This window comes from Streptomyces sp. NPDC059649 (assembly GCF_042734445.1).
Lineage (GTDB): Bacteria > Actinomycetota > Actinomycetes > Streptomycetales > Streptomycetaceae > Streptomyces.
In genome coordinates, this window is record NZ_JBHWDV010000023.1 from 25,007 (window position 1) to 51,440 (window position 26,434).

Annotated in this window: 26 protein-coding genes and 1 riboswitch; of the genes, 16 read left to right on the forward strand and 10 right to left on the reverse strand. The window is 72.4% G+C overall.

The window, feature by feature from the left end:
- Window positions 1-65 precede the first annotated feature (65 nt).
- The 6 genes from ACFV1J_RS22835 (at window position 66) to ACFV1J_RS22860 (ending at window position 5,296) form a co-directional block, all read left to right on the forward strand.
- Window positions 66-1,307 carry an Ig-like domain-containing protein gene (locus ACFV1J_RS22835; RefSeq protein WP_385860732.1) on the forward strand — a complete coding sequence of 414 codons (1,242 nt, stop codon included), beginning with the start codon at window positions 66-68 and terminating at the stop codon, window positions 1,305-1,307.
- A gap of 116 nt (window positions 1,308-1,423) precedes the next feature.
- On the forward strand, window positions 1,424-2,191 hold the full coding sequence (locus ACFV1J_RS22840; RefSeq protein WP_385860733.1) for an enoyl-CoA hydratase/isomerase family protein: 768 nt from the start codon (window positions 1,424-1,426) through the stop codon (window positions 2,189-2,191).
- 264 nt (window positions 2,192-2,455) lie between these two features.
- A complete protein-coding gene (locus ACFV1J_RS22845) occupies window positions 2,456-2,995 on the forward strand; it encodes an ATP-binding protein (RefSeq protein WP_385860734.1) in 540 nt (179 codons plus the stop codon).
- Window positions 2,996-3,083: 88 nt separating this feature from the next.
- Window positions 3,084-3,557, forward strand: coding sequence for a hypothetical protein (locus ACFV1J_RS22850; RefSeq protein ID WP_385860735.1), 474 nt, complete (start codon window positions 3,084-3,086; stop codon window positions 3,555-3,557).
- A gap of 57 nt (window positions 3,558-3,614) precedes the next feature.
- Window positions 3,615-4,391 carry a DsbA family protein gene (locus tag ACFV1J_RS22855; RefSeq protein ID WP_385860736.1) on the forward strand — a complete coding sequence of 259 codons (777 nt, stop codon included), beginning with the start codon at window positions 3,615-3,617 and terminating at the stop codon, window positions 4,389-4,391.
- On the forward strand, window positions 4,388-5,296 hold the full coding sequence (locus ACFV1J_RS22860; RefSeq protein ID WP_385860737.1) for a cytochrome c biogenesis CcdA family protein: 909 nt from the start codon (window positions 4,388-4,390) through the stop codon (window positions 5,294-5,296). The genes ACFV1J_RS22855 and ACFV1J_RS22860 overlap by 4 nt, the downstream gene beginning before the upstream one ends.
- A gap of 209 nt (window positions 5,297-5,505) precedes the next feature.
- On the opposite strand, the gene ACFV1J_RS22865 is transcribed toward ACFV1J_RS22860, so the two are convergent.
- From ACFV1J_RS22865 to ACFV1J_RS22880, 4 genes are all read right to left on the reverse strand, one after another.
- Window positions 5,506-5,859 (reverse strand): hypothetical protein, encoded by a 354-nt coding sequence (locus ACFV1J_RS22865; RefSeq protein ID WP_385860738.1) that lies wholly within the window; start codon window positions 5,857-5,859, stop codon window positions 5,506-5,508.
- A 243-nt stretch (window positions 5,860-6,102) separates the two neighbouring features.
- Complete coding sequence (gene nadE / locus ACFV1J_RS22870; RefSeq protein ID WP_385860739.1) at window positions 6,103-6,933, reverse strand: ammonia-dependent NAD(+) synthetase; 831 nt, start codon at window positions 6,931-6,933, stop codon at window positions 6,103-6,105.
- Window positions 6,934-7,150: 217 nt separating this feature from the next.
- A complete protein-coding gene (locus ACFV1J_RS22875; protein ID WP_385860740.1) occupies window positions 7,151-7,705 on the reverse strand; it encodes a GH25 family lysozyme in 555 nt (184 codons plus the stop codon).
- Window positions 7,706-7,983: 278 nt separating this feature from the next.
- A complete protein-coding gene (locus ACFV1J_RS22880; protein WP_385860741.1) occupies window positions 7,984-9,213 on the reverse strand; it encodes a glycosyltransferase family 4 protein in 1,230 nt (409 codons plus the stop codon).
- Between the two features lie 236 nt (window positions 9,214-9,449).
- Here ACFV1J_RS22880 and ACFV1J_RS22885 point away from each other — a divergent pair, with 236 nt between their 5' ends.
- Both ACFV1J_RS22885 and ACFV1J_RS22890 read left to right on the forward strand, forming a co-directional pair.
- Window positions 9,450-10,217 carry a response regulator transcription factor gene (locus ACFV1J_RS22885; RefSeq protein ID WP_385860742.1) on the forward strand — a complete coding sequence of 256 codons (768 nt, stop codon included), beginning with the start codon at window positions 9,450-9,452 and terminating at the stop codon, window positions 10,215-10,217.
- 1 nt (window position 10,218) lies between these two features.
- The gene (locus ACFV1J_RS22890) at window positions 10,219-11,679 is read left to right on the forward strand and encodes an ATP-binding protein (RefSeq protein WP_385860743.1); all 1,461 of its coding nucleotides are present in this window, start codon (window positions 10,219-10,221) and stop codon (window positions 11,677-11,679) included.
- Window positions 11,680-11,747: 68 nt separating this feature from the next.
- On the opposite strand, the gene ACFV1J_RS22895 is transcribed toward ACFV1J_RS22890, so the two are convergent.
- Both ACFV1J_RS22895 and ACFV1J_RS22900 read right to left on the reverse strand, forming a co-directional pair.
- Window positions 11,748-12,704 carry a M56 family metallopeptidase gene (locus ACFV1J_RS22895; protein ID WP_385860744.1) on the reverse strand — a complete coding sequence of 319 codons (957 nt, stop codon included), beginning with the start codon at window positions 12,702-12,704 and terminating at the stop codon, window positions 11,748-11,750.
- A complete protein-coding gene (locus ACFV1J_RS22900; RefSeq protein WP_385860745.1) occupies window positions 12,701-13,129 on the reverse strand; it encodes a BlaI/MecI/CopY family transcriptional regulator in 429 nt (142 codons plus the stop codon). The genes ACFV1J_RS22895 and ACFV1J_RS22900 overlap by 4 nt, the downstream gene beginning before the upstream one ends.
- Before the next feature lie 115 nt (window positions 13,130-13,244).
- Here ACFV1J_RS22900 and ACFV1J_RS22905 point away from each other — a divergent pair, with 115 nt between their 5' ends.
- From ACFV1J_RS22905 to ACFV1J_RS22915, 3 genes are all read left to right on the forward strand, one after another.
- A complete protein-coding gene (locus tag ACFV1J_RS22905) occupies window positions 13,245-13,946 on the forward strand; it encodes a DedA family protein (protein ID WP_385860746.1) in 702 nt (233 codons plus the stop codon).
- Window positions 13,947-14,076: 130 nt separating this feature from the next.
- Window positions 14,077-14,814 (forward strand): phosphatase PAP2 family protein, encoded by a 738-nt coding sequence (locus ACFV1J_RS22910; protein WP_385860747.1) that lies wholly within the window; start codon window positions 14,077-14,079, stop codon window positions 14,812-14,814.
- A gap of 142 nt (window positions 14,815-14,956) precedes the next feature.
- On the forward strand, window positions 14,957-15,265 hold the full coding sequence (locus tag ACFV1J_RS22915; protein WP_385860748.1) for a hypothetical protein: 309 nt from the start codon (window positions 14,957-14,959) through the stop codon (window positions 15,263-15,265).
- A 34-nt stretch (window positions 15,266-15,299) separates the two neighbouring features.
- Here ACFV1J_RS22915 and ACFV1J_RS22920 read toward each other — a convergent pair whose 3' ends face one another.
- From ACFV1J_RS22920 to gcvT, 4 genes are all read right to left on the reverse strand, one after another.
- A complete protein-coding gene (locus tag ACFV1J_RS22920) occupies window positions 15,300-16,685 on the reverse strand; it encodes an L-serine ammonia-lyase (RefSeq protein ID WP_385860749.1) in 1,386 nt (461 codons plus the stop codon).
- Between the two features lie 402 nt (window positions 16,686-17,087).
- On the reverse strand, window positions 17,088-18,350 hold the full coding sequence (glyA, locus tag ACFV1J_RS22925) for a serine hydroxymethyltransferase (RefSeq protein ID WP_385860750.1): 1,263 nt from the start codon (window positions 18,348-18,350) through the stop codon (window positions 17,088-17,090).
- Window positions 18,351-18,379: 29 nt separating this feature from the next.
- Window positions 18,380-18,757: a glycine cleavage system protein GcvH gene (gene gcvH, locus ACFV1J_RS22930; RefSeq protein ID WP_385860751.1), complete on the reverse strand. Its 378-nt coding sequence runs from the start codon at window positions 18,755-18,757 to the stop codon at window positions 18,380-18,382.
- Window positions 18,758-18,886: 129 nt separating this feature from the next.
- Entirely contained in the window at window positions 18,887-20,014 is a 1,128-nt protein-coding gene (gene gcvT, locus ACFV1J_RS22935) for a glycine cleavage system aminomethyltransferase GcvT (protein ID WP_385860752.1), read from the reverse strand.
- Between the two features lie 150 nt (window positions 20,015-20,164).
- A riboswitch (glycine riboswitch) is annotated at window positions 20,165-20,260 on the reverse strand.
- A 223-nt stretch (window positions 20,261-20,483) separates the two neighbouring features.
- On the opposite strand from gcvT, the gene ACFV1J_RS22940 reads away from it, so the two are divergent.
- The 5 genes from ACFV1J_RS22940 to ACFV1J_RS22960 all read left to right on the forward strand — a co-directional run bounded on the left by ACFV1J_RS22940 (window position 20,484) and on the right by ACFV1J_RS22960 (window position 26,357).
- Window positions 20,484-21,227, forward strand: a complete 744-nt coding sequence (locus ACFV1J_RS22940) for an AAA family ATPase (RefSeq protein ID WP_385860753.1) — start codon at window positions 20,484-20,486, stop codon at window positions 21,225-21,227.
- Window positions 21,228-21,360: 133 nt separating this feature from the next.
- Window positions 21,361-22,164, forward strand: a complete 804-nt coding sequence (locus ACFV1J_RS22945; RefSeq protein WP_385860870.1) for an enhanced serine sensitivity protein SseB — start codon at window positions 21,361-21,363, stop codon at window positions 22,162-22,164.
- A gap of 120 nt (window positions 22,165-22,284) precedes the next feature.
- Window positions 22,285-23,082: an enhanced serine sensitivity protein SseB C-terminal domain-containing protein gene (locus ACFV1J_RS22950; RefSeq protein ID WP_385860755.1), complete on the forward strand. Its 798-nt coding sequence runs from the start codon at window positions 22,285-22,287 to the stop codon at window positions 23,080-23,082.
- Between the two features lie 406 nt (window positions 23,083-23,488).
- The gene (locus tag ACFV1J_RS22955; RefSeq protein WP_360949107.1) at window positions 23,489-24,487 is read left to right on the forward strand and encodes an ABC transporter permease; all 999 of its coding nucleotides are present in this window, start codon (window positions 23,489-23,491) and stop codon (window positions 24,485-24,487) included.
- A gap of 115 nt (window positions 24,488-24,602) precedes the next feature.
- The gene (locus tag ACFV1J_RS22960) at window positions 24,603-26,357 is read left to right on the forward strand and encodes an ABC transporter substrate-binding protein (RefSeq protein ID WP_385860756.1); all 1,755 of its coding nucleotides are present in this window, start codon (window positions 24,603-24,605) and stop codon (window positions 26,355-26,357) included.
- Window positions 26,358-26,434: the final 77 nt, after the last annotated feature.

Genomic DNA, 26,434 nt, shown 5'->3' on the forward strand with positions numbered 1-26,434 from the left:
GCGCGCGGTCCTCCGCGTCCGCGCGCGGGGGGTTGCGGGCCGTGCGAGGGGAAAAGGGGCCAGTGGTGAACGTCCAGCCGAATCCGGGGGTGCCGGCGCGCCGGCGTCGGTGGCCGCATGGGGGCCGTGCGCCGCTCGTATTGCTGCTCGGCGCGACGCTGATGCTGGTGAGCGCGTGCGGCGGCGACGACGGCGACGACGGGAAGGCCGCCGGCAAGGCCGGCGGTGACAAGGCTGCCTCGCAGGCCGCCGTGACGATAGCCCCCAAGGACGGCGCGGACGGCGTGGCCACCAGTGGCGCGCTGAAGGTGACCGCCCAAAAGGGACGGCTCAAGACCGTCAAGGTCACCGACGGCAAGGGCAATGCGGTCGACGGGAAGATATCCGGCGACGGCGCGCGGTGGCAGCCGAGCGGCCATCTGGGCGCCTCGACGAAGTACACCGTCGACGCGGTCGCGGTGGACGGCCGGGGCCGGGAGGCCGCCGAGCACTCCACGTTCAGCACCCTCGTCCCGAAGAACACCTTCATCGGTCAGTACAGCCCGGAGAACGGCCAGCAGGTCGGCGTCGGGATGCCGGTCTCGATCCGCTTCACCCGCGGCATCACCCACCCCAAGGCGGTGGCGGACGCCATCAAGGTCACCGCCAGCCCGTCGGTCCCGATCGAGGGCCACTGGTTCGGCAACGACCGGCTGGACTTCCGCCCCGAGAAGTACTGGGCGCCCGGCACCAAGGTCACCCTGAAGCTCGACCTCAACGGCGTCGAGGGCCGCCCCGGCGTCTACGGCACCCAGGCCAAGCAGGTCTCCTTCACCATCGGCCGCAGCCAGGTCAGCACGGTCGACGCGGAGAAGAAGACGATGACCGTGGTCCGCGACGGCAAGAAGACCAGGACCGTTCCGATCACCGCGGGCGCACCCGGCACCGAGACGTACAACGGCACCATGGTGATCAGCGAGAAGCATGTGGTGACGCGGATGAACGGCGACACCGTCGGCTTCGGCGGCGAGTACGACATCAAGGACGTCCCGCACGCCATGCGGCTGAGCAACTCCGGGACGTTCATCCACGGCAACTACTGGTCGGGCCGGCCGACGTTCGGCACCCGCAACGCCAGCCACGGCTGCGTCGGCCTCTTCGACCAGCGCGGCGGCGGCGACGGCTCCACCCCGGCGGCGTGGTTCTTCCGCAACTCCCTCATCGGCGACGTCGTCATCGTCAAGAACTCGCACGACGAAACGATCCAGCCGGACAACGGCTTCAGCGACTGGAACCTCTCCTGGGAGAAGTGGAAGGCCGGCGAGTAGGCCACGGTGACCGGCGGGCGGAGGAGCGGCGGGAAACGGCCGGAAGGCGACCGGGCCCGGACACTGTGACCGAGCGCACCGGTCCGCCCGCCGTTAACGCGTACTAACCTTCCGGCATGACTGTGAATCTTGAGGTCGCCGAGGGTGTCGGCACCATCCGCCTGGACCGCCCGCCGATGAACGCACTCGACATCGCCACCCAGGACCGGCTGCGCGAGCTGGCCGAGGAGGTCACCCGCCGCGACGAGGTGCGCGCGGTCGTCGTCTGGGGCGGCGAGAAGGTCTTCGCGGCCGGCGCGGACATCAAGGAAATGCAGGTCATGGACCACGCGGCGATGGTCGTACGGTCCAAGGCGCTGCAGGACGCGTTCACCGCCGTGGCTCGGATCCCCAAGCCGGTGGTCGCCGCGGTCACCGGCTACGCGCTCGGCGGCGGCTGCGAGTTGGCGCTCTGCGCCGACTTCCGGATCGCCGCCGACAACGCCAAGCTCGGCCAGCCGGAGATCCTGCTCGGCCTCATCCCGGGCGCCGGTGGCACCCAGCGGCTGGCGCGGCTGGTGGGCCCGTCCAAGGCCAAGGACCTGATCTTCACCGGCCGTCAGGTGAAGGCCGAGGAGGCGCTCGCCATCGGGCTGGTCGACCGGGTGGTGCCGGCCGCCGAGGTCTACGAGCAGGCGCACGCCTGGGCGGCACGGCTGGCGGCCGGGCCGGCGCTGGCGCTGCGGGCCGCGAAGGAGTCCGTCGACGCCGGGCTGGAGACCGACATCGACACCGGGCTGACGGTCGAACGGAACTGGTTCGCCGGGCTGTTCGCGACCGAGGACCGGGAGATCGGGATGCGCAGCTTCGTCGAGGAGGGGCCCGGCAAGGCCAAGTTCCTCTGAAACGTGCGGTGTTGGCGGGGCGCATGAGGTTTGGCCGGGGGTCGTTGCCCCGTGTGGGCGAATTGCGGAAAACGTAACTGCGCCTTAAAACAACCTTGTTGACGCCCCGCGTTGATCATTCGTATGCCCGGTGTTGCCGCAGGTCAGCGGCGGATTTCCGGAACCTCGGCTGCCGCTGGCATATGTTTCCGTCGGGGGCTGGAACCGTCGATTCCGGACAACGGATTCCCTCGGTTCCGCCCCCGTGACCGCCAAGTAGCAGCCATGATGGGGGGCATGGCGGGCCTCGAAGGTATGGAGCAGCCGCGGCCACGGAGCGATCCGGCCGCCGCGCGGTGGGGCATCCCGGATACGGACCGGGCCCCGGCGCCGGCTCCCGGCAATCCGGTTTCGGTATCCGTCGACCTGGTGGCCGAGCCGACCCTCGGCGAGGTCCGGTTGCCCTCCCGTCCGCAGTCCGCCGGTATCGCCCGCCGGCTGACCGCCGCCGTCCTCCTGAAGCAGTGGTCCCTGACGCCCCAGCTCGCCGAGCACGCCGTGCTGCTGGTCTCCGAACTCGTCGGCAACGCCGTACGCCACACCGGCGCCCGGACCCTGGCGCTGCGGATGCTCCGCCGCCGTGGCTGGATCCGCATCGAGGTCCGCGATCCGTCCCGGGGGCTGCCCTGTCTCATGCCCGTCCAGGACCTGGACATCAGCGGGCGCGGGCTCTTCCTCGTCGACACACTCTCCGACCGGTGGGGCGTGGACCTGCTGCCGCGCGGCAAGACCACCTGGTTCGAGATGCGCGTCGGCGACCGCTGAACGCCCCCTCCGGCCGGTGCGTCGCTCGCGCGACGGCGATCCGTAGGATGGGCCGTTCATGCGCGCGACCGGTACGGAGAGGAGGGACATGCACCAGCTGCGGCGATCGGCCGGCATGTTGCTGCTGCTCCTCCTCGCGGTGACCTTCGGGCCGCTGCTGTGCCGGACCGGCCTCACAGCGGTGGCCCCGGCCGGCCGTACGGCAGCGCCGGCGGCCGTGGCGAAGAGCGCGGCCGCGCCGGCGGCCATGGCGAGGACCGCGGGCGCGACCGACGGGCGGCCCGCCGCGGACCCGACGGCCGCCCCACCGACCGGCCCGTTGCCCGCCCCGCCGGCCGCCGGTGACCCGGCGAAACGGTGCTCGGACCGGCATGCGCCCGGCCCCGAGGAGTCCGCGCCGCTGCCCACCCCGCACCGCGGTGAGCCGCTGGCCCCCGCGCCGACCGCCGGGCCCGGGCCGCTCGCCGCCGACGCGCCCGCCCAGTTCGCGCTGGCCCGGCCGCCGACGGACCACACCCCCGCCACCGACCCCACCGCGCTCCTGCCCGTACTGCGGATATAGGCCGCCGTCCACCCCGCACCCGGCCGATTTCCCTCTCCGTACGTCAGGAGCTTCCGCATGCCCACAAACGCTTCCCGCACCCGCAAACTGGCCGCCATCGGGGCGGCCCTGGCCCTCGTCGTGGCGCTGATCGCCATCGGTGTCGCCGTCGGCAAGGCCGTCGAGGGCGACCGCGACACCGCCGGCGGCGGCGCGCCCGAGGCCGCCGCCTCCACCCGGCCCGGGGAGGACCCCGCCCAGCAGAAGATGTTCGACGACCTGGCCCGGCGGACCAGCCGGCGCACGGCCGGCGACCCGCTGGCCGTCGGCAAGAAGGACGCCCCGGTCGTCCTGGTCGAATACGCCGACTACCAGTGCTCGTTCTGCGGCCGCTTCACCCGCGAGACCCAGCCCGAGCTGATCAAGAAGTACGTCGACGCGGGCACCCTGCGCATCGAGTTCCGCAACTTCCCGGTCTTCGGCGCCGACTCCGAGCGGGCCGCCCGCGCCACCTGGGCGGCCGGCCGGCAGGGCAAGTTCTGGCAGCTGCACGACACGCTGTACGCCAAGACCCGCAAGGGCGCGGCGCTGGCCGAGGACAAGCTCGTCGAGCTGGCCGAGGACAGCGGGGTGCCGGACCTCGATCAGTTCCGTACGGATCTGAAGAGCGCGGACGCCGAGCGGGCGCTGAAGAGGGACCAGGACGAGGGCTACCGGCTCGGGGTGCAGTCCACCCCGTCCTTCCTGATCAACGGCCGGCCGATGGCCGGGGCCCAGCCCACCGAGGTCTTCACGCAGGCGATCGAGGACGCCGCGGCGCGGGCCGGCAAGGGCGGTGCGGGGGCCGGGAAGTGACCGACATCGGCTACCTCGCGGCGTTCCTCGGCGGTGTGCTGGCGCTGATCAGCCCCTGCAGCGCACTGCTGCTGCCGGCGTTCTTCGCCTACTCGCTCACCGGAACCGGCCGGCTGCTGGCCCGGACCGGTGTGTTCTACCTGGGGCTGGCCACCACGCTCGTACCGCTCGGTGCGGCGAGTACGGCGGCCAGCCGGTTGTTCAACGGCCACCGCGACCTGCTCATCACCCTCGGCGGCTGGACGGTCATCGCGATGGGGCTCGCCCAGATCCTCGGCCTGGGCTTCGCCTCGCGGCGCGCGCAGACCGCGGCGGCCCGGATCACCCCGCGGTCGGCGGTCACCACCTTCCTCCTCGGCTGCGTCTACGGCCTGGCCGGCTTCTGCGCCGGGCCGATCCTCGGCGCGGTGCTCACCGTGACGGCGGTCAGCGGCTCACCGGTGTACGGCGCCTCGATGCTGGCCGTCTACGCGCTGGGCATGGCACTGCCGCTGTTCGTGCTGGCGCTGTTCTGGGACCGCTTCCGGCTCGGGACCCGGGGCTGGCTGCGGGGCCGGGAGTTCACGCTCGGGCGGCTGCGGCTGCACACCACCTCGGTGGCGTCCGGGGTGTTCTTCCTCGGCATCGGCGTGCTCTTCCTGTGCTTCAACGGAACCAGCGGGCTGCCCGGCATCCTCGACGCCGACGCCGAATTCCACGTCGAGGAATGGGCGACCCGACTCGGCAACGGCGTACCGGACTCCGCCCTGATCGCGGCGGCAGCGCTGGTCGTCGCCGGAGTACTGGGCCGCATCGCCCTCCGGCCGGAGAAGCGGCCGGAGGAGCGGTCTGAGGAGAGGCCGGAGGAGCGTCTGGGGGAGCGGCCGGGGGAGGAGAGCGGCGAGGTCTCGCCGCCGGGCCGGTAGCCGCCCGCCCGCCGGCCGGGCGCCTTGGCCCGCCGAGGCACCGGTCGCTCGCGCGCGCCTGGGCCGCCGCGGCGGCCGCCGCTCGTGCGTCTGGCCGGCCGCGGTGGCAGCCCCTTGTACGTGTGGCCGCCACGCCGGCTGCCCCTCGTGTGTGTGGCCCGGCGCGGTGGCTGCCTCTCATGCGTCGGGGCCGCCGCCGCGTCCGGGCGTCAGGCGCTCAGGGGGCGGCGCCAGCGAGGGTGCGGCCGGGCGAACCGCCGTATGTGCGGGCTGTGCGCATCGGCCCGGCGCCGGCGGTCGTTGCAGAGCAGGCACTTGCCGTAGCCCGGCGGGAGGGGGTCCTCCGGGTCGCCGTACAGCGGGTCGACCGCGCCGTGGGGATGCAGGGCGCAGCCGGTCGGGCCGGTCTCGGCGCCCAGCGAACTGGCGGCGGTCAGCGCTTGTCGGAGGACATCGACGAGTTGGTCCGCGTCCTGCCGGTTGGGCGCGGACTGGAGGGCGGTGGTCAGGTCGGAGGCGGTGGTCAGCGCGGTCTGGAGTTCGCGCAGGTGTGCGTAACCCATGCCTTGGAGCGTAGGCGGACCCACTGACAGTTGATCTTCCGATCGCACTTCGCGGCTTCCCATGCCCGCATCCATGCCCGCCCACGCCCACGATTTAGCACCGGAAGGATGACCGTCCCCTTGCGGGCGCATGACGGGCGGGGTATGCCACATAGCGCCCGAGGAAGATCCCACCGCAGGCCCCGCAGGGAAGGCCCCGCCGGGCCGAGCCCCGCGCCTACGGTGCCACCGGCAAGGCATGCCCTACGGTGCCACCGGCAAAGCTCGCTTGTGGGCCGTGAGGCGGTAGCGGCGGGTGATGGCTTCGAAGGCGGGGGTGGGGACCGGCTTGCCTTCCAGGAAGTCGTCGATCTGGTCGTAGGTCACGCCGAGCGCGTCCTCGTCGGGCTTGCCCGGGTCGAGGGTCTCGAGGTCGGCGGTCGGCACCTTCGTGACGAGCTCCTGCGGGGCGCCCAGCGCCGCCGCCACCGCGCGCACCCGGCGCTTGGTGAGACCGGTCAGCGGCACGACGTCGGCCGCGCCGTCGCCGAACTTGGTGAAGAAGCCGGAGACCGCCTCGGCCGCGTGGTCGGTGCCCACGACCAGTCCGTCCTGGGCCCCCGCGACCGCGTACTGCGCGATCATGCGCTGCCGCGCCTTGATGTTGCCGTGCACGAAGTCCTGGTGGTGCGCATCGCGGAAGACCAGCCCGCCGTCCACCGCGGCCTGCAGCGCCGCGTCGCTCGCCGGGCGGACGTCGACGGTCAGCTCCCGGTCGGCGCGGATGAACTCCAGCGCCCGCTGGGCGTCCTTCTCGTCCGCCTGGACGCCGTAGGGCAGCCGCATCGCGTAGAAGGTCGCCTCGTACCCGTTGGCCCGGGCCCGCTCCACGGCGAGCTGGCACAGCCGCCCGGTGGTGGTCGAGTCGACACCGCCGCTGATCCCCAGGACCAGCGAACGCAGGCCCGTGGAGGTCAGCTGCTCGGCGAGGAAGGCCACCCGGCGCTCGATCTCCTGCTCGGCGTCGAAGGACGCGGGTACCTGGAGATCCCGGGCGATCTCCTGCTGCAGGGCCATGGACGCCGGGTCGGTCACGGGTGCTCCTTTTCCGCTCGCGTTCGTTCCCTTACGAGCTTGCGTGCGGATGCGTACGCGGGGCCCGTAGGGAGGGGTGTGGGACTGGTCACGCGGGGCGCGCTCCGGTCACCGTGCGGTGATTTCCCGCATACGAAACGTGGCGCGGATTGCGCTGTGTTCGTCGGCGGTCTACGCACGGTGCACGGAAGCGCGCTTTCGCGTGCCGTGGGAAACTTTATGCCGGGTGCGCCCACTTCTTGAGGGCGGTCCGGCTGGAAAAGTTCGCGACGTCCTTGTCCAGCGGGTGGTCGGTGTACTGGTGGATGCGCCATTTCGCCTTGATCCGCGGGTGCCCGGCGGAGACGTAATCGGCGATCCACAGACCGTCGGCCGCGTAGGACGTGCTGTCGTGGTGGAGCCAGAAATCGCGGTTGCAGTAGAGCATCACACGGTGTGTGGGACGGAGCTTCTTCACCTCGACCAGGAACTGGTCCTTCTGTGCATTGCTGGCGTACGTGCCCTCGCCGGTGCGCTCCCAGTCGCAGGCCAGGATGTCGCCCGGGATCGAGGCGCACTTCTCCACGAAATACCGCGCCTGGGCGGAGATGTGGCCCGGCCACAGGAAGTGGTAGAAACCCACCACACAGCCCGCCTTACGGGCCTTCGCGGCCTGGGCCTTCTGGTGCGGATTGATGTAGGAGCGGCCTTCGGTCGCCTTGACGAAAACGAAGTCCAGCCCCTCGGCGGAATATGAGGTGTTGTACGCGCTGACATCGACACCGTGCAGCATGAATGGCCTCCTGCCGATCGGACCTTACGGATTCGAAGCGCCAACTGCTCGAAACGTCAACTGCGTTGCCACGAGTGCCGTGCTGTGCCGTGCGTGTTCCGCGCCTGCCGTGCCGTCCCCGTGTCGTGTGTGTTCCGCGTCCGTGCGCGCCCCGCGTTCTCGGTCTTCCCTTTCCTGAGTCTTCCCGTTCCTGACCGGACGTACGTTCCCCACGGGCCGCAAGTTCACCGCCGGCGGGCGGAGTTGTCCCGGTGGTGGGGTGCGGGGGAGGCGACCCGTCAGCGGCGCAGTGCGCGGCGCAGTACGGCGCGGGCCCGGCTTCGGGCGCGGCCGAGGGCGCGGTGCGCCGCGCGGCGGGTCCGGGACGAGCGCAGTTCCTGGAAGAGGAGTTGGTAGCGCTCGGCGATCGGCTCGGGGTCGTAGCGGCGGGCGCTCTCCCGCGCGGCCTCGGCCATCTTCCGGCGGCGCACGGGGTCCTCGATGAGGTCGAGCAGCCCGGTGGCGAGCGCCCGGCCGTCGCCGGGCGGCACCAGCAGGCCGTCGATGCCGTCGTCGATGATCTCGGCCGGCCCCAGGGGGCAGTTGGTGCTGACGACCGGCACGCCGCAGCGCATCGCCTCGACGAGCGTCATGCCGAACGACTCGGCGTCCGAGGCGGACGCCACGATCGACGCCTTGGCGAACTCCGCCTCGATCGGCGAACGCGGCCCCGTCAGGGCGACGCGCTCCGTCAGCCCGAGCCCGTCGACCAGCCCCTGGAGCTGTGCGCGTTCGGCGCCGCCGCCGTGTATCCGCAGCCGCCAGTCGGGGTGCTTGGCGGAGACCGCGGAGAACGCTTCGATCAGCAGGTCGAAGCGCTTGCCGCGGACCAGCCGGCCGGCCGCCGCGATCACCTTCGACGTGCCGTCGGAGGGCGCGACGGGCGGCGCGGGCACGATGTTGGGCACCGCCAGGACCCGTACGCCGGGCAGCGGCATCCGGGCGCGGTAGACCGCCGCGTCCGCCTCGGTGGTGGTGACCAGGGCGTCCAAGTGCCGGTAGTGGCGGGCGAGTTCGGCACGCAGGCGCTTGCTGTGCGCGTCGTGGCGCAGGTGTTCCTGGGCGATCCGCAGGGCGTGGCGGGGGCCGAAGCGGGCCAGGTAGACGTTGATGCCGGGGCGGGTGCCGATCAGGACGTCGGCGTCGGTGGTGCGCAGGAACTCCGCCGCGCGGACGTCGACCAGCCGGCTGTACTGGTGGTGCCGCTTCTCGGCGAGCGGGAAGTCCTCGGCGGGCTCGGCGAACCGCGGGTCCGCCATGTCGTCGCTGCCGACCCGGGTGTCCACCAGGGGCACCAGCCGCACCCGGGGATCGAGGCCGAACCGCGGCACCTCACGGTGGCGCAGCATCGAGACGATCTCGACCTCGTCGACGCCCGGCCGGCCGGCGAGCGCGGCGGCCAGGTTGAAGGTGGTGCGGATGGTGCCGCCGATGGCGTACGCGTTGTGCAGCAGGAGCGTGATCTTCATCCGGAGTGGTGTCTTCCCGAGGTCTGCCCAGTCGTGGGGACCGGCGGGTCGCGCACCGCGGCCGGCCGCCGCGGCCGGCCCGTCCGGCACGGGGGCCACCGTGTCGGCAAGGGGTAAGCCGACGGCGTGGCGGGGGTGAGAGGCCGGTAAGAACCACGGGTGAGAGCCGGGTAAGAAAGCCGCCGCCGGGCCGGCCGGCCGACGCCGCCCCGCCGGGGCCTTGGCAGACTTGCCGGGTGACCCATTCCGTACTGCTGGCCGAGGACGACCGCCCCATCCGCACCGCGCTGGAGCGTGCCCTGACCCTGGAGGGCTACCGGGTCACCGCGGTCGCCGACGGAATCCAGGCGCTGGCCGCCGCGCACCGTGAGCGGCCGGACGTGATCCTGCTGGACGTGATGATGCCCGGCATCGACGGGCTGCAGGTGTGCCAGGTGCTGCGCGCCGAGCAGGACCGCACCCCGATCCTGATGCTGACCGCCCGGGTGGAGACCGCGGACCGGATCGCCGGTCTGGACGCCGGGGCGGACGACTACGTGGTCAAGCCGTTCGAGGTCGAGGAGGTCTTCGCCCGGCTGCGGGCGCTGCTGCGGCGGACCACGGCGGCCGAGCCCGGTGCGGCCGCGGGCGGCGCTCCCGGTACGGCTCCGGGGCAGGGCGGCGAGGAGGCGGGCGGCGGGTACGACGTCCGGGCGGTGGACAGCGGGGTCGTCGAGGCGGCGGACCTGCGGATCGACGGGCCCTCGCGCCGCGCCTGGCGCGGCGACCGGGAGCTGGAGCTGACCCGGACCGAGTTCGAGCTGCTGGAGCTGCTCGCCCGGAACGCCGGGATCGTCCTGGACCACTCGACGATCTACGACCGGATCTGGGGCTACGACTTCGGGCCGGGCTCCAAGAACCTCGCGGTGTACGTCGGCTATCTGCGGCGCAAGGTCGACGTCCCGGGCAGCCGCCCGCTGATCCACACGGTGCGGGGCGTCGGCTACGTCCTGCGGGAGGACTGACGTGCCCGGCCGGCTGCGGGCCTGGTTCCGGTCCCGGGCCGGCGCCTGGCGGGACCGCGGGCGGGCGGCCTGGCTGCGCACCCGCCGGCCGGCCAGTCTGCGGACCGCCTTCGCGGTGGCGTTCGCGACCGGGGCCGCGGTGGTCACCGTGCTCGTGGGGTTCCTCAGCTACGACGCGGCGGCGCGGCTGGTGCGGGTGGACGAGAAGTCGGTGTTCTCCGAGGTCGTACGGGATCTGCGCACCCAGGTGCAGGAGAAGGCGTTCGCGCCGTCCGACTACGCGGCCTCCGACCCCGACCACGACGGGCCCCGCGACGATCTGACCCGGCCGACCCGGACCGATGTGCAGATCCTGGGCGCCGGCGGCCGGATCGTGGAGCTGGGGCGCCCGGCCCTGCCGGCCGGTGCCGCCGAGCGGCGGATCGCCACCGACCCGCACGCCGGCTGGTACGCGCAGCGGGAGGCGGAGATCGGCGACGACGAGTACCACGTCGCGACCGTCGCGCTCGGCGGCGGCCGCGGGGCGGTGCAGGTCGCCCAGAAGTTCAGCGAGACCGAGGACCTGCTCTCGGCGCTGCAGCAGCGCACCGTGCTGCTGGCGGCCGTGGTCATCGCGCTGGCCGGCACGGTCGGATGGTGGCTGGCGCGCCGGATCACCGGCCGGCTGGTGCGGCTGACGTCGGTCGCGGAGAGCGTCGCCGAGCACGGGCGGCTGGACGTGCCGGTGCCGGTGGCCGGCCGGGACGAGGTGGCCCGGCTGGGGCGGGCCTTCGACGACATGCTGGGGCGGCTGGCCAGCGCCGTCCAGGACCAGCAGCGCCTCGTCCAGGACGCCGGGCACGAGCTGCGCACCCCGCTGACCTCGCTGCGGACCAACATCTCGCTGCTGAAGCGGTTCGACGACCTGCCGCCGGACGCCCGCGAGGAACTGCTCGCCGACCTGGCGGGTGAGGCCCGGGAGCTCAGCGATCTGGTCAACGAGCTGGTCGGGCTGGCGGCCGGGCAGCGCGACGACGACCCGTTGTCGGAGGTCAGCCTGGCGGAGGTGGCGGAGAAGGCGGCCGCGTCGGCCCGCCGCCGCACCGGCCGCGAGATCACCGTACGGACCCTCCGCCCGGCGGTGGCCTGGGGGCGGCCGGCCGCGCTGAACCGGGCGATCGGCAATCTGCTGGAGAACGCCGCCAAGTTCGACGCGGGCGGTACGGAGCCGATCGAGGTGCGGGTCACCGGCGCCCGGATCGAGGTCCTCGACCGGGGCCCGGGCATCGCCGAGGCCGACCTCACCCGGGTCTTCGACCGCTTCTACCGCTCGGCGGCCGCCCGCGGGCTCCCCGGCTCCGGGCTCGGCCTCGCCATCGTCCGGGAGATCGCCACCGCCCACGGAGGCCACGCCTTCGCGGCCGCCCGCCCCGGCGGCGGCGCCGTCCTGGGCTTCACGGTCGGCCGGGGGTACGCCCACTGACCGGCCCGTGGCCGCCCGGTCGGCCGCGGTCGGCCGGCCCGGTGGCTCAGCCCCGGCGGGGCTGTCCCTCAGCGGGCCTCGCCCTGCGCCACCTCCACCGATTGGTGGAGGTCCGCCGCCGCGTCCAGGGCGGCGGCCGCGGAGAAGGTGACGCAGGTGAGCAGGGCCGCGGCGATCAGCCGGCGGCCGCGGAAGCCGGTCCGTATGTGGGGCCGGCCGGTGGCCGGTTCGGGCCCGAGCAGCGCGGCGACCCGGCGCGGCACCGGGCCGGTGGTCGCGGCGAGGACCGTACGGGGGCGGTGCGGTGCCGCGGCGTGCGGGCCGGCGGCCAGGGCGGCGCGGCCGATGGCGCGGGCGGTGACCCGGCGGTCGCCGACCCGGGCGGCGGCCGCTTCGTCCGCCCAGCGCTCCAGGGCGTACGCCAGCGGCGCGCGCAGACCGCGGAGCAGCGGATGGCAGGCCTCGGCCAGCGCGGCGGTGAGCAGGAAGAGGTGGTGCCGGGCGGCGAGGTGGGCGCGCTCGTGGGCGAACAGCGCCTCGCGCTCGGCGGCGGGCAGCGCCCGCAGCATCCCGGCGGTGACCACCACCCGGCCCGGCCGCCCCGGGAGGGCGTACGCATCGGGCGTGGCGTCGGGCAGCACGCACAGGTCGCCGGAGACCGGGTGCGGTGCGGTGGCCCGGCGGGCCGCGCGCAGTTCGGTGTGGTGCCGGCGGGCGCGGTGTACGGCGGTGAGGGCGCAGGCGGTGAGCAGGAGGCCGGCGGCCCCGGCGGCGGGGAGCATGACGGCCGGATCGCCGTCGGCCAGCGGGAGGGAGAGGTGGCCGAGGGCGGCGACCGGCGGCAGTCGCAGCGCCCCGGCGGCCAGCAGCAGGCCGAGTGCGGCGGTCGTGCAGCCGGCGAGCAGGGCGGCGCAGCCGCCGATCAGCCAGGCGGCGGCGCGCGGCGGCAGCGACTCGGCCAGCCGACGGGCGGCGGGCACCGCGAGCAGCGGCATCAGCAGCGGGATCCAGACGGCGACGATCATGGAGTGGCTCCCGGGCCGGGCGGCCGGCCGGATCCCGGCGCCGCCTGCGGGCCGTCAACCGCGCTACCCAGCAGGGAGCGCAGCAACTGCTCGTCCTCGCGGGTGAGTTGGGAGACGAAACGGGCGAGCGCGGTGCCGCGGTCGTGCTGCTTGTCGAGCTCGCTGCGCATCCGCCGGGCGGTCAGCCCCGCGGAGTCCTGTATCGGGGAGTACACGAAGCCGCGGCCCGACCGGGACCGGGACACCGCGCCCTTGTCGTGCAGCCGGGTCAGGATGGTGGTGACGGTCGTACGGGCCAGCCGGCCGCCGAGGGCGCTCTGCACCTCGGCCGGACTGAGCGGCCCGTCGGCCGCCCAGAGCGCGGCGAGCACGCTCGCCTCCAGCTCGCCGGAGGGGCGCCGCTGCACGGGTGGTGTCTCCGACATGGAACGCCCTTCGCCTGCTCGTTCGTCTACAGTGCCGTAGACCGTCTACGTGACTGTAGTCGGTCGGGCCGGTCGCACGGCAGGCCCGCAACCCATTATGGGAGGGGCCACCGACATGGCCGTAGCCGCAGCGTTTACGCAGATGGCGGCCGGTGCGACGGGCCTGGGCCAGGCCGTCGACGTGCTCGACGCCGGCTCGCTGCTGGCGGCGTTCGGGACGCTCGGCGTCGCCGTCGTCCTGTTCGCCGAGACCGGATTGCTGGTCGGATTCTTCCTGCCCGGCGACTCCCTGCTCTTCACCGCCGGGCTGCTCTGCGCACCGGGCGCCGGTGGCGCCGTCCACCTGGCCCTGCCCCAGGTGCTCCTCGCCGCCGCGGCCGGCACGCTCACCGGATCCCAGACCGGCTACTGGCTCGGCCGGCGCGGCGGCCGCGCCCTGCTGGCCCGCAGCCGCGCCCGCAAACTGCACGAGGGCGCAGCCCGCGCCGAGGAGTACCTCGCCCGCTACGGGCACGCCAAGGCCATCGTCCTCGCCCGCTTCGTACCGATCGTGCGCACCGTGCTGAACCCCCTGGCCGGCGCCCTGCGCGTGCCCGCCCGCACCTTCACCCTCTGGCAGATCACCGGCGGACTGGTCTGGACGCTCGGCCTCACCCTCGCCGGATACGCCCTGGGCTCGTCCGTCCCGCACGTCGACCGCTATCTGCTGCCGCTGGTGGCCCTCGTGGTGGCGGTGTCGCTGAGCCCGCTCGCCGTGGAGGTGCTCCGCGCCCGCCGGTGCCCGGCGACGGCCGACCCGGAGGAGCAGCACCCATGAGCCCCCTCGCCCCTCGTCCGGCCCCCGCCGTCGCCCATATCCCCGCGACCCGGCCGCGACCCCTGGCGGCCGAGCGGTGACCGCGCCGGGAGGGGAAGCGGGAACGGAGCCCGGGCCGGGCCGGGAACCGGTGCCGGGCCCGGAAACGCGGCCACGACTGGGCCCCGGATCCGTCCCCCGGGCCAGCACCGGCGCGCTGCTCACCCTGGCCGCGGTCTGCGCCGTGCTCTTCGCCGCCGCCGCGGTCACCGTCTCCGTACGGCACGGCACCCCGCTCGCCCCCGAACAGGACACCGTCCACTGGGCCACCGCCCACCACGGCGAGCCGGTGCGGTCACTGGCGCGGGCCCTGACCGCCACCGGCAGCGGCCTCGTCCCGTACCTGATGGCCGTCCTCGCCGGACTGCTGGCCGGCCGCGGCGCGAGCGGCCGCCTCCGGGCCGTGACCTGCACGGTGATCGTCCTCGCCGTGGGCCAGGCGATCCGCTACGGCCTGATGGAACTCCTCGCCCGGGCCCGCCCACCGGCCGCCGACTGGGCCGGGCCCGCCACCGGATACGCCTTCCCCTCCGGCCACGCCACCACCTCCGCACTCGCGGCCGGCCTGCTCGCCTGGGGCCTCGCGCACCGCTGCGGCCCCGCCGTCGCCCGCACCTGGTGCGCGGTCCTCGCCCTCTGGGCCGCCGGGGTCGGCCTCACCCGGGTCTACCTGGGCGTGCACTGGCTCGGTGACGTCGTCGGCGGCTGGCTGCTGGCCGGCACCTGGCTCACCCTCGCCCTGCTCCTGGAACCGGCCGCCTTCCGCCACCGGACGCCTCGGGCACACCCCACGGGGGCGCCCCCCGGGGACGGGCATTCCCATGAATAGCTGACGATCCGACCAGGTCTTCCCCAAGGCGGCATGGACGCCGCCCGCGCCGAGCACCACTGTCCTGGGCACCGGGACCGCAAGGATCCCGCCGCCGCCCACGGCACGTACCACCGCACCGCACCGCCAGGGGGAGATCGCCATGAACCAGCCGTTCGACGCCCGGCTCCCACGCCCGGCAGCCGACCACGAGACCGTCGCCGGAGCCCCGCACGGCCGCTGCCCGGCCGCCGCGGTCAAGGACCCCACCCCGTGCGAGGGCCCGCACGACGCCGCCACCATCGTCGACCGCCACGGCCGCGAGGTGGCCGGCTGCGTCCACCACTGCGCCCGCCTGCTGGCCGGCCTCGAAGGCGCCCGGGTGCACCCCTTCGTCCCGGCGCGGCACGCCCTGGAGATCTACTCCCGGGCCCGCGAACTCCCGCCCTTCGCCTGGGAGATCGGCAGGTAGCCGCACCGGCACCGCCGTCCGGCGGCCCGCGCCGTCAGCACTCGATGATGTTGACCGCGAGGCCGCCGCGCGCCGTCTCCTTGTACTTGACGCTCATGTCGGCGCCGGTGTCCTTCATGGTCTTGATGACCTTGTCGAGGGAGACGTGGTGCCGGCCGTCGCCGCGCAGGGCCATGCGGGCGGCGGTGACGGCCTTGACGGCGGCCATGCCGTTGCGCTCGATGCACGGGATCTGCACCAGGCCGCCGACCGGGTCGCAGGTGAGGCCGAGGTTGTGCTCCATGCCGATCTCGGCGGCGTTCTCCACCTGCTCGGGGGAGCCGCCCAGGACCTCGGCCAGGCCGCCGGCGGCCATGGAGCAGGCCGAGCCGACCTCGCCCTGGCAGCCGACCTCGGCGCCGGAGATCGAGGCGTTCTCCTTGAAGAGCATGCCGATGGCGCCGGCGGCGAGCAGGAAGCGCACCACACCGTCCTCGTCCGCGCCGGGCACGAAGTTGATGTAGTAGTGCAGCACGGCCGGGATGATGCCGGCGGCGCCGTTGGTCGGCGCGGTCACGACCCGGCCGCCGGCGGCGTTCTCCTCGTTGACCGCCATCGCGTAGAGGGTGATCCACTCCATGGCGCGGGCGGTGGCGTCGCCCTCGGCGCGCAGCTTGCGGGCCGAGCCCGCGGCACGCCGGCGGACCTTCAGACCACCCGGCAGGATGCCCTCACGGGACATGCCGCGCGTCACGCACGCCTGCATCACCCGCCAGATGTCCAGCAGGCCCTCGCGGATCTCGTCCTCGGTGCGCCAGGCCTTTTCGTTCTCCAGCATCAGGGCGGAGATGGACAGGCCGGTCTGCTGGGACAGCCGCAGCAGCTCGTCACCGGTGCGGAAGGGGTACTTCAGGACCGTGTCGTCCGGCACGATCGGGTTCTCGCCCGCCGCCCCCTCCGCGGACAGCACGGTCTCGTCGACGACGAAGCCGCCGCCCACCGAGTAGTACGTCTTGTGGAGCAGCTCGGTGCCCTCGGCGTCGTACGCCTGGATCGTCATGCCGTTGGCGTGGTACGGCAGGGCCTTGCGGCGGTGCAGGACCAGGTCCTCGTCGAAGTCGAAGGCGATCTCGTGGGCGCCGAGCAGACTGATCCGCCCCGACTCCTTGATCGCGGTGACGCGGTCGTCCGCGGTCTCGACGTCGACGGTGCGGGGGGAGTCCCCCGCGAGACCGAGCAGGACGGCCTTGGGGGTGCCGTGGCCGTGGCCGGTGGCGCCCAGGGAACCGAAGAGTTCGGCGTGGACGCGGGCCGTCCGGGCGAGCAGACCGTCCTTCTTGAGCCGGCCGGCGAACATCCGGGCGGCGCGCATCGGGCCGACGGTGTGGGAGCTGGAGGGACCTATGCCGATGGAGAAGAGGTCGAAGACGGAGATGGCCACGGGGGCGGACTCCCTTGTCTGCTCGTGGTGGACGGTGGAGCTTTGGGGCAGGAGGTGCGTTCTGCGCCGAATGTCGAGCGTAACGCGGACCCGGCGCGGTGCCGTCGGACGAAAACCGTCGGACGGCCGTCGGCGGGCGTAACAGTGGGTGTCGGGTCGGCCACCGCGGCGGCCGGCGGGCCGGTCGTACGGGCGCGGCTTCCGGCCCGTACGGCCCGGAAGGAAGAGGCCGGGGCCGGGAGTGCGGCCAGGGCGCACCTGAGGGGGCGATATGGCGGAAAGGGGGCGGAGAAATCGGGGCATACAGGCCACGAGCCCGGGACCAACGGCCCCGGGCTCAGGGCCCGTTGAGCCCCCGCCCGCCGCTCACCGGCGGGCCGGAGGATCACCGCATGAGACGTGTCACAGCGAGGGGTACAGCGGGTACTTCTCCGCGAGCGCGGTGACCCGGGCCTTGAGGGCCTCGGCGTCGTAGTCGGGCTTGAGGGCCTCGGCGATGATGTCGGCGACCTCGCGGAAGTCGTCGGCGGTGAAGCCGCGGGTGGCCAGGGCCGGGGTGCCGATCCGCAGACCCGAGGTCACCATCGGGGGCCGGGGGTCGTTGGGGATGGCGTTGCGGTTGACGGTGATGCCGACCTCGTGGAGGCGGTCCTCGGCCTGCTGGCCGTCGAGCTGGCTGTTGCGCAGGTCGACCAGGACCAGGTGGACGTCGGTGCCGCCGGACAGGACCGACACACCGTGCTCGGTGACGTCGTCCTGGACCAGGCGCTCGGCCAGGATCTTGGCGCCTTCGAGGGTGCGCTGCTGGCGCTCCTTGAACTCGTCCGAGGCGGCGACCTTGAAGGAGACCGCCTTCGCCGCGATGACGTGCTCCAGCGGGCCGCCCTGCTGACCGGGGAAGACCGCGGAGTTGATCTTCTTGGAGATCTCCGGGGTGGCGGAGAGGATGACGCCGCCGCGGGGACCACCGAGGGTCTTGTGGGTGGTGGTGGTCACCACGTGGGCGTGCGGCACCGGCGAGGGGTGCAGCCCGGCGGCCACGAGACCGGCGAAGTGGGCCATGTCGACCATGAGGTAGGCGTCGACCTCGTCGGCGATGCGGCGGAAGGCGGCGAAGTCGAGCTGGCGGGGGTAGGCCGACCAGCCGGCGACGATCAGCTTGGGGCGGTGCTCCTTGGCCAGGCGCTCGACCTCGTCCATGTCGACCAGGTTGGTCTTCTCGTCGACGTGGTAGGGGACGACGTTGTAGAGCTTGCCACTGAAGTTGATCTTCATGCCGTGGGTCAGGTGCCCGCCGTGGGCGAGGTTGAGACCCAGGATGGTGTCGCCCGGCTTGAGGAGGGCGAACATGGCGGCGGCGTTGGCCTGGGCGCCGGAGTGGGGCTGGACGTTGGCGTACGGCGCGCCGAAGAGGGCCTTGATGCGGTCGATGGCGATCTGCTCGACGACGTCGACGTGCTCGCAGCCACCGTAGTAGCGACGGCCGGGGTAGCCCTCGGCGTACTTGTTGGTGAGGACCGAGCCCTGGGCCTCCATGACGGCGACGGGGGCGAAGTTCTCCGACGCGATCATTTCGAGGGTGGACTGCTGGCGGTGCAGCTCGGCGTCGACGGCGGCGGCGACGTCGGGGTCGAGCTCGTGCAGGGAGCTGTTCAGAAGCGACATGGGTGTTCCTACGGAGAGAGGGGGAGGGCTCAGCCGGCGGTGAAGGCGGTGTACTCGTCGGCGGACAGCAGGTCGTCCGGCTCGCCGCTGATCTTCACCTTGAACAGCCAACCGCCCTCGAACGGGGCGGAGTTCACCAGCGAGGGGTCGTTGACGACGTCTTCGTTGACCTCCACGATCTCGCCGTGCACGGGCGCGTAGAGATCACTGACCGACTTGGTCGACTCCAGCTCACCGCAGCTCTCGCCCGCCGTGACCGTGGAACCGACCTCCGGGAGCTGCACGTAGACGACGTCGCCGAGGGCGTTCGCCGCGTGCTCCGTGATGCCGACCGTCGAGACGCCTGCCTCGGCGGCCGACAGCCACTCGTGCTCCTTGCTGTAGCGCAGCTGCTGGGGGTTGCTCATGGCTCGATTCTCCTGTACGCGAGGGTGTGGTCGTGAATGGGGGCACCTCCCGGACGAAGTCTGGGGGAGGGTCTTGCACAGTGAGACGTGCGCGGGGGCGCCGCCGTCCGGTCCGCAGGGGCGGAACCGTTACTTCTGCCGCTTGTAGAAGGGCAGCGCGATGACCTCGTACGGCTCATGGCTTCCACGGATGTCCACATGGACACCCTCGGTGCCCGGTGTGGCGTAGGCCGCGTCGACGTACGCGATGGCGATCGGCTTGCCGAGCGTGGGGGAGGGGGCGCCCGAGGTGACCTCGCCGATCACCGTGCCGTCGGCGGAGACGACCGGGTAGCCCGCGCGCGGGACCCGGCGGCCCTGGGCGATCAGCCCGACCAGCTTGCGCGGCGGGGCGGCCTCGGCGCGCTCGGCGGCCCGCTCCAGCGCGGCGCGGCCGACGAAGTCGCCGTTGTTGGTCGTCTTCTCGAACTTCACGACCCGGCCCAGGCCCGCGTCGAACGGGGTGGTGGCGGTGGTGAGCTCGTGCCCGTACAGCGGCATGCCCGCCTCCAGGCGCAGGGTGTCCCGGCAGGACAGCCCGCACGGCACCAGGCCCGCGTCCTTGCCGGCCTCGGTCAGCGCCTCCCAGAGGGCGACCGCGTCGGCCGGCCGGACGAACAGCTCGAAGCCGTCCTCGCCGGTGTAGCCGGTACGGGCGATCAGCGCCTCGACGCCGGCGACCGTGCCGGGCAGACCCGCGTAGTACTTCAGCCCGTCCAGATCGGCGTCGGTCACCTTCTTGAGGATGCCGGGGGACTCCGGGCCCTGCACCGCGAGCAGCGCGTAGGCGTCCCGGTCGTCGCGGACCACCGCGTCGAAGCCGCCGCCCCGGGCGGTCAGCGCGTCCAGGACGACCTGGGCGTTGGAGGCATTGGCGACGACCATGTACTCCTGGTCCGCCAGACGGTAGACGATCAGGTCGTCGAGGATGCCGCCCTCGGCGTTGCAGATCATGGTGTACCGGGCGCGGCCGGTCTTCACCCCGCCGATGTTGCCGACCAGGGCGAAGTCGAGGAGGTCGGCGGCCTGCGGGCCGGTGACGGTGATCTCCCCCATGTGGGAGAGGTCGAAGAGGCCGGCGCGGGAGCGGACCGCGACGTGTTCGTCGCGCTCGCTGCCGTAGCGCAGCGGCATGTCCCAGCCGGCGAAGTCGGTCATGGTCGCGCCGAGTGCCCGATGCGTGGCATCGAGCGCCGTGCGGCGGGGGGCATCAGTCATGGTTCTGGGCTCCCAGGCAGGGGTGACAAGACGTTCTCCCCATCTGTCATCGGAACCTGAGAGGTTCACCGGAAGCCCGCGAACGGGCCCGGTTTGCACCTTGGGTGGAGCCGTCCCGTCCACCGGGCCGGGCTCGCTTTTCAGATCTGCCTCGCCCGCGCGGTATAGGGGCCTGAGAGATTCAAGGGAGGACTTGCTCCTTCGGCGCCCCGCCGTGGCGGCCGGGGACTCTCCCGCGCGGATTCAAGCGGCCGGTATGGAGTTGGCGGTGCACGGGTGAACCGAGATGTGCACGTGGCGCGCACATCATTGCACGGGATCGCCGAATACAGGAGGCCCGGTCGTCGCACTGCTCCCGACGTGGGCGGATCGGACAATCGCCTTGATGGTCATTACCTTTTCTTGACACTCTGCGGGTAGGGAACCGGCCTCGGGCCGGACCGTAACCCGGACGGGAAGGGTGATCACGGTGCACAGGGACGCGGCGCTCGCGGCCACTTCGGGGGCCGGACCCGAAGAGCCGGTGGCGGTCCGCGCCGCCGAGCCGGTGACGGTCCGCGCCGCCGCACCCCGGGCCCGGCGCCCGGCCCGCCCGGTCGTCCGGCCGGGGCGCGGCGCACGGGTGGTGGACCTGCGCGGCGAGCGCCGGGCCCGGGCCGCCGCCGAGCTGCGCTTCCCGCCCGGCGACCTCGTCGTGGTCTCCGGCCTGCCCGGCAGCGGCAAGAGCACCCTGATGCACCGCGTCGTACCGCCGCTGGACGGCGGCGGCGCCGAGGTGCACCGGATCGACTCCCAGGACGCCCGTGAGCGCTGGGAACGCGGCAGGCTGCGCCGGCTGCCCTACGGCCTGTACCGCCCGCTGGTCCGGGCCGCGCACTATCTCGCGCTCGGCCGGGCGCTGCGCTCCGGCCGCAGCGTGGTGGTGCACGACTGCGGGACGCTGGCGTGGGTGCGCCGCTGGATCGCCCGGGCGGCCGTCCGCGGCGGCCGCGGGCTGCATCTCGTGCTGCTCGACGTGGCGCCGGAGGTGGCCCGGGCCGGCCAGGAGGCGCGCGGCCGCGGGGTGTCCGGGTACGCCTTCGCCCGGCACCGCCGGGCGGTGTCCCGGCTGGTCGGCGGCGCGGAGGAGGCAGAGCTGCCCCGGGGGTTCGCCTCGGCCGTGCTGCTGGACCGCCGTGCGGCGAGCGCCCTGGAGACCCTCACCTTCCGCTGACCGGCGCCGCCCTTCCGCCCGCGCCGCCGCTCCGCGCGGCGTGACCCGCCCCGTAGGCGCGGCCTCCGCTTTCTCTCGTCTAGTGTCATGGGCCAGAAAGTGCGAGTGCGGTGTGGAACACGGGTGGATGCAGATGAACTTTCCGGAGCAGGGGATACCGCAGCTGGCCTGGCCGGCGAACGAGCTCGAAGAGGTGCTGGCCGCCTCGGTCGGGCATCCCGGCGCCGGCGGCCGGATCGTCGAGGTCCTGGGGCGTAGCCGGGTCTGGGTGCCGCTGCCCAACGGCGGCGGACCGGACGGCGCGGGCCTCGGCGCCGCCGGACTCGACCTGCCCACCGTCGACATCGGCGGGCTGGCCTACGTCCCGGTCTACAGCTCCGAGCAGGAGTTCCTCCGGGTCGTCGGTGCGCATATGTCCTTCACGGTCGCCCCGGCCCGGGAGTTCGCCCGCGGGCTGCCGCCGAAGGTCGGGATCGCGGTGAACCCGGACGGCACGGTCGGTGTCCCGGTGCCGCCGCCCGCGGTGGCCGAATTGTGTCGCTCGGGACGTCAGGAACCGGACACCGCCGCACTGCCGAGCGGTGCCCGGGTGCGGCTCTTCGAGCCGGACTGGCAGGACGAGCCGGTGGACTTCCTCGCCGCCGCCGGACTGGAGTTCTCCGGCGTCGGAATTGTCCTGACTGCCCGGCGTGTCCTGGCCAGCGTCGAGGGCGACACGCCCGCGCTGTTCGTCGGTGTCCAGGTCGCCACCGCCCCCGAGGCCCTGCACGACGGATCGGCCCGCGACGCGGCGCTCGGCGGCCTCGGACGGGCCCTCGGCGCGGTGCCGGTGCCCTGGCCCGTACAGCTCGTCATGCTCGACCTCGCCCAGGGTGACCCGGTCGCCGACTGGATGCTGGAGCGGGTGCGGCCCTTCTACTCCCGCGAGCACTCCTAGGGTTCGCCGTTGTCGCGGAGGCCGCGGCCTTCCGGCCCTGGACCACCGGCAAGCCCTAAGCTGGTTGGATGACGCGCGGGCGCACCCACACGTGCCCTGCCGAGAGAAGGGACGGACCACGTGAGTGCGGGTGCGCATCAGGGGCCGGCGGCGGCCGGACAGCTGGAGCAGCTGCTGCAGCAGGTCTCGCCCGGCCGTTACGACGCCTACGAGGCGCTGTTGCACGCACTCTCCGCCGGTCAGGTCTGGATGCTGCTCTGGCACGGCCGGGCCGGTTCGCCCGACGCGCAGTACGGGAACATGGAGGTCGACGGCCTGGGCTACGCCCCGTGCGTGACCTCCGCGCCCGAACTCGCCGCCTCCGGCTGGAATCGCGACCACGAGGTCGTCACCGGCCTGGAGATCGCCGCCGCGCTCTTCCCCGACCGTTGGGGCCTGTGGCTGAATCCGCACTCTCCCGGCGGCGGAGTCGGCATTCCGTGGCTGGATCTGCGCCGGATCGCCGGCGGCCTCGACCGGCTGCCCGCCGGCCCGTTGCGGATCTCCGAACCGGTCATCGACATCCCGCAGTTCTACGCCCTGTTGGCGCAGAACGCCCATCGCACGCCCGCCGTACGGTCGTTGCGCCGCGCCTGGGTGCAGCCCGCGCTCGGCGCCCCGTATCTGGCGATCGGTCTGGATCTGTACGACACCGGCCCGCAGGCGGTGGATTCCGCCCGGTTGATGATCCAGCAGTCGATCGGTGCCGTTCCAGACGGTTTGCCGGTCTCCACGGTCGCGATGAACGACGAGTACGACCCGGTCGCCATGTGGATGCGGGCCGCCGCGCGGCCGTTCTTCGACCGTGACGGCTACACCCAGCAGCCGGCCCAGCCGCCGGCGCCCTCCTACGGTTACGGCTACCCACGCCCTTACTGACTGCTTGTCTCTCCCGCCGGAGCGTGTCGCTCCGGCGGGATTCTTGTGGTGAATTCGCCCCGTATTACCCGCGGTTGAGGTGCTCTCCCGCGGCCTTTCGCTCCGCTCAGCCCGAACTTGTGTCCGTATAACGGAATGTCGTGGAGCACATCACAGTTGCGCATCCTTTCCCTGTCAGGGCTGGTGACTGATCGCGAAGGGGATGAAGACTCCGGAACCAACAAGGGCCTCGGTCCTTTGTGCGAGCGTCATTCCGGTCGGTGTCGGGTGAACCGCTTCCGTCCGCATGATGAATTTCCGCGAGAACCACCGGACTTGCTCCGCAGTGCACCAATTGACGTGAACCAGGCCGCTACCGCGGCGGGCAGGGGCCGGCCACCGTCGGCCGAGAGGGGTCAAAGGCACCGTGACCGCACCGATCGAGACCACCGGGGCGGCTGCCGAGGCGCAGCCGGAAGCGGTGCTGGAGGGCGTGGCGAGCAAGCGCATCGAAGGGCGCTCGCTCGGCCAGATCGCATGGCTGCGCTTCCGGCGGGACAAGGTCGCGGTGGCGGGTGCCATCGTTGTCATCCTGCTGATCGTCGTCGCGGCGTTCTCCCGTCCGCTGCAGGCCCTGCTGGGACTGGACCCCAACGCGCCCAACGAGTCGCTGATCGACCCCAACACCACGCTGCCCAAGGGGGACTTCGGCGGAATGAGCGGGGACCACCCGCTCGGCGTGGACCCGAAGTTCGGCCGCGACCTGCTCGCCCGGGTCCTGGAGGGCTCCTGGGTGTCGCTGATCGTGGCGTTCGGCGCCACCCTGCTGTCGGTCGCCATCGGCACCGTGCTCGGTGTGATCGCCGGCTTCTACCGCGGACGGGTGGACGCCTTCATCAGCCGCATGATGGACGTCTTCCTGGCCTTCCCGCTGCTGCTGTTCGCCATCGCGATCTCCGCCTCGCTGCAGGGCGGCGCCTTCGGCCTGGAGGGCCTGCCGCTGCACATCTCGGTGCTGATCTTCGTGATCGGCTTCTTCAACTGGCCGTACATGGGACGGATCGTGCGCGCGCAGACGCTGTCGCTGCGCGAGCGGGAATTCGTGGACGCCGCCCGGGGCATGGGCGCGCGCGGACCGTTCATCCTCTTCCGGGAGCTGCTGCCCAACCTGGTGGGACCGATCATCGTCTACTCGACGCTGCTGATCCCCTCCAACATCCTCTTCGAGGCCGCATTGAGCTTCCTGGGCGTCGGCATCCAGCCGCCCCAGGCCTCATGGGGCGGCATGCTCAACCAGGCGGTCAAGTACTACGAGGTCGACCCCCAGTACATGATCGTCCCCGGCCTCGCGATCTTCGTCACCGTGCTCGCGTTCAACCTGCTCGGTGACGGTCTGCGGGACGCGCTGGACCCGCGCAGCCGCTGACGGCACCGCGGGCGTCCGCCCCAGCCGCCACCGCGCTTTGTGTTGTGACGTTTCTCGAAGAACGAAGACCGATCGAAGACCGTACGAAGACCGAACGAAGGGGACACCGACCACCATGCGAAGGTCAGTTCCGGCCGCGACCATAGCGGCCATCACCAGTGCGGGCCTTTTGCTGGCCGGCTGCAGCGGGGGCAAAGGCTCCTCGGAGGGTTCCGGCGAGGCCAACGCGGCCACGAAGGGCGTCGTCAACGCCTCGGACGCCAAGGGTGGCACGGTCACCTACGCGATGAGCGACGCCCCCGAGTCGTTCGACCCGGGCAACACCTACTACGCCTTCATCTACAACTTCAGCCGGCTCTACGCGCGCCCGCTGACCACCTTCAAGCCGGGCCCCGGCCCCAAGGGCAACCAACTGGTCCCGGACCTCGCCGAGTCCATGGGCAAGCCCAGCGACGGCGGCAAGACCTGGACGTACAAGCTCCGCAAGGGCGTCAAGTACGAGGACGGCTCCACCGTCACCTCGCAGGACGTCAAGTACGCGGTGGAGCGCTCCAACTTCGCGCGTGACGTGCTCTCCCTCGGCCCGAACTACTTCCAGCAGTTCCTCAAGGACAACGACGGCGGCGGCTACAAGGGTCCCTACAAGGACAAGAGCAAGACCGGTCTGAAGTCCATCGAGACCCCCGACGACCAGACGGTCGTCTTCCACCTCAAGAAGCCGTTCGCCGAGTTCGACTACCTGGTCAGCGCCCCGCAGACCGCGCCGGTCCCGCAGGCCAAGGACAAGGGCGCGGACTACACCAAGGCCGTGCTGTCCACCGGCTCGTACAAGTTCCAGAGCTACCAGGAGGGCAAGCAGCTCACCCTGGTCCGCAACCCGCAGTGGTCGGCGAAGACCGACCCGCTGCGCAAGCAGCTCCCGGACAAGATCGTGCTGAACCTGAAGGTCGCCCAGTCGACGATCGACAAGGACCTCCAGTCCGGCAACACCCTGGTCGACCTGGCCGGCCGCGGCGTCGACGGCCAGACGCAGGCCCAGCTCCTGACCGATTCCAAGGAGAAGGCCAACACCGACAACGCGCCCGGCCAGCGCCTCGTCTACACGGCGATCAACACCAAGGTGAAGCCGTTCGACAACATCGAGTGCCGCAAGGCGGTCGAGTACGCGATCGACAAGAAGGCCGTGCAGACCGCGCTCGGCGGTCCGATCCGCGGTGAGATCGCCTCGACGACGCTGCCCACCGACCTCGCCGGCTACCAGAAGTACGACCTGTACCCGCAGAAGTACAACGGCGACAAGCTGGACCTGGCCGAGGCCAAGAAGCACTGGGACAAGTGCGGTGCCGGCAAGGCCACGACCACGATCCTGGCCCGCAACGACCGCCAGGACGAGGTCGACGCGGCCACCTCGGTCATCGAGTCGCTCAAGAAGATCGGCGTCACCGCCAAGATCCAGTCGTACCCGACGAGCAAGTACTTCTCGGACTACGCGGGTGTGCCGGCGTTCAACAAGAAGAACAACGTCGGCCTGATCATGATGCAGTGGGGCGCGGACTTCCCGACCGGCTACGGCTACCTGCAGCAGATCCTGAACGGCAAGGCGATCAGCAAGTCCGGCAACACCAACCTCTCCCAGCTGGACGACCCGGAGATCAACAAGCTGCTCGAGACGGCCATCGCCAACACCGACAAGGCGGCCCGCGAGAAGGCGTACGCCGAGATCGACAAGAAGACGATGGAGCAGGCGGCGCTGGTCCCGCTCACCTACTTCAAGGTCCTGATGTACCGCTCGCCCAAGGCCACCAACCTGGTGTCCACCTCGGCCTTCAGCGGTGAGTACGACTACCTCAACATCGGCGTCAAGAAGTAGCAGCCCTGGAAGGCAGGTGAAGGCATTGGTGTCCGCGGGCCGGTTCCGGCCGGCCCGCGGCGCCGGCGCCGCATCCC

Coding starts and splice junctions, on each gene's coding strand:
- ACFV1J_RS22840 (WP_385860733.1), top strand. CDS start 1,424: ATGACTGTGAATCTTGAGGTCGCCGAGGGTGTCGGCACCATCCGCCTG.
- ACFV1J_RS22845 (WP_385860734.1), top strand. CDS start 2,456: ATGATGGGGGGCATGGCGGGCCTCGAAGGTATGGAGCAGCCGCGGCCA.
- ACFV1J_RS22850 (WP_385860735.1), top strand. CDS start 3,084: ATGCACCAGCTGCGGCGATCGGCCGGCATGTTGCTGCTGCTCCTCCTC.
- ACFV1J_RS22855 (WP_385860736.1), top strand. CDS start 3,615: ATGCCCACAAACGCTTCCCGCACCCGCAAACTGGCCGCCATCGGGGCG.
- ACFV1J_RS22865 (WP_385860738.1), bottom strand. CDS start 5,859: ATGGGTTACGCACACCTGCGCGAACTCCAGACCGCGCTGACCACCGCC.
- ACFV1J_RS22875 (WP_385860740.1), bottom strand. CDS start 7,705: ATGCTGCACGGTGTCGATGTCAGCGCGTACAACACCTCATATTCCGCC.
- ACFV1J_RS22880 (WP_385860741.1), bottom strand. CDS start 9,213: ATGAAGATCACGCTCCTGCTGCACAACGCGTACGCCATCGGCGGCACC.
- ACFV1J_RS22895 (WP_385860744.1), bottom strand. CDS start 12,704: ATGATCGTCGCCGTCTGGATCCCGCTGCTGATGCCGCTGCTCGCGGTG.
- ACFV1J_RS22900 (WP_385860745.1), bottom strand. CDS start 13,129: ATGTCGGAGACACCACCCGTGCAGCGGCGCCCCTCCGGCGAGCTGGAG.
- ACFV1J_RS22905 (WP_385860746.1), top strand. CDS start 13,245: ATGGCCGTAGCCGCAGCGTTTACGCAGATGGCGGCCGGTGCGACGGGC.
- ACFV1J_RS22915 (WP_385860748.1), top strand. CDS start 14,957: ATGAACCAGCCGTTCGACGCCCGGCTCCCACGCCCGGCAGCCGACCAC.
- glyA (WP_385860750.1), bottom strand. CDS start 18,350: ATGTCGCTTCTGAACAGCTCCCTGCACGAGCTCGACCCCGACGTCGCC.
- gcvH (WP_385860751.1), bottom strand. CDS start 18,757: ATGAGCAACCCCCAGCAGCTGCGCTACAGCAAGGAGCACGAGTGGCTG.
- gcvT (WP_385860752.1), bottom strand. CDS start 20,014: ATGACTGATGCCCCCCGCCGCACGGCGCTCGATGCCACGCATCGGGCA.
- ACFV1J_RS22945 (WP_385860870.1), top strand. CDS start 21,361: ATGAACTTTCCGGAGCAGGGGATACCGCAGCTGGCCTGGCCGGCGAAC.
- ACFV1J_RS22960 (WP_385860756.1), top strand. CDS start 24,603: ATGCGAAGGTCAGTTCCGGCCGCGACCATAGCGGCCATCACCAGTGCG.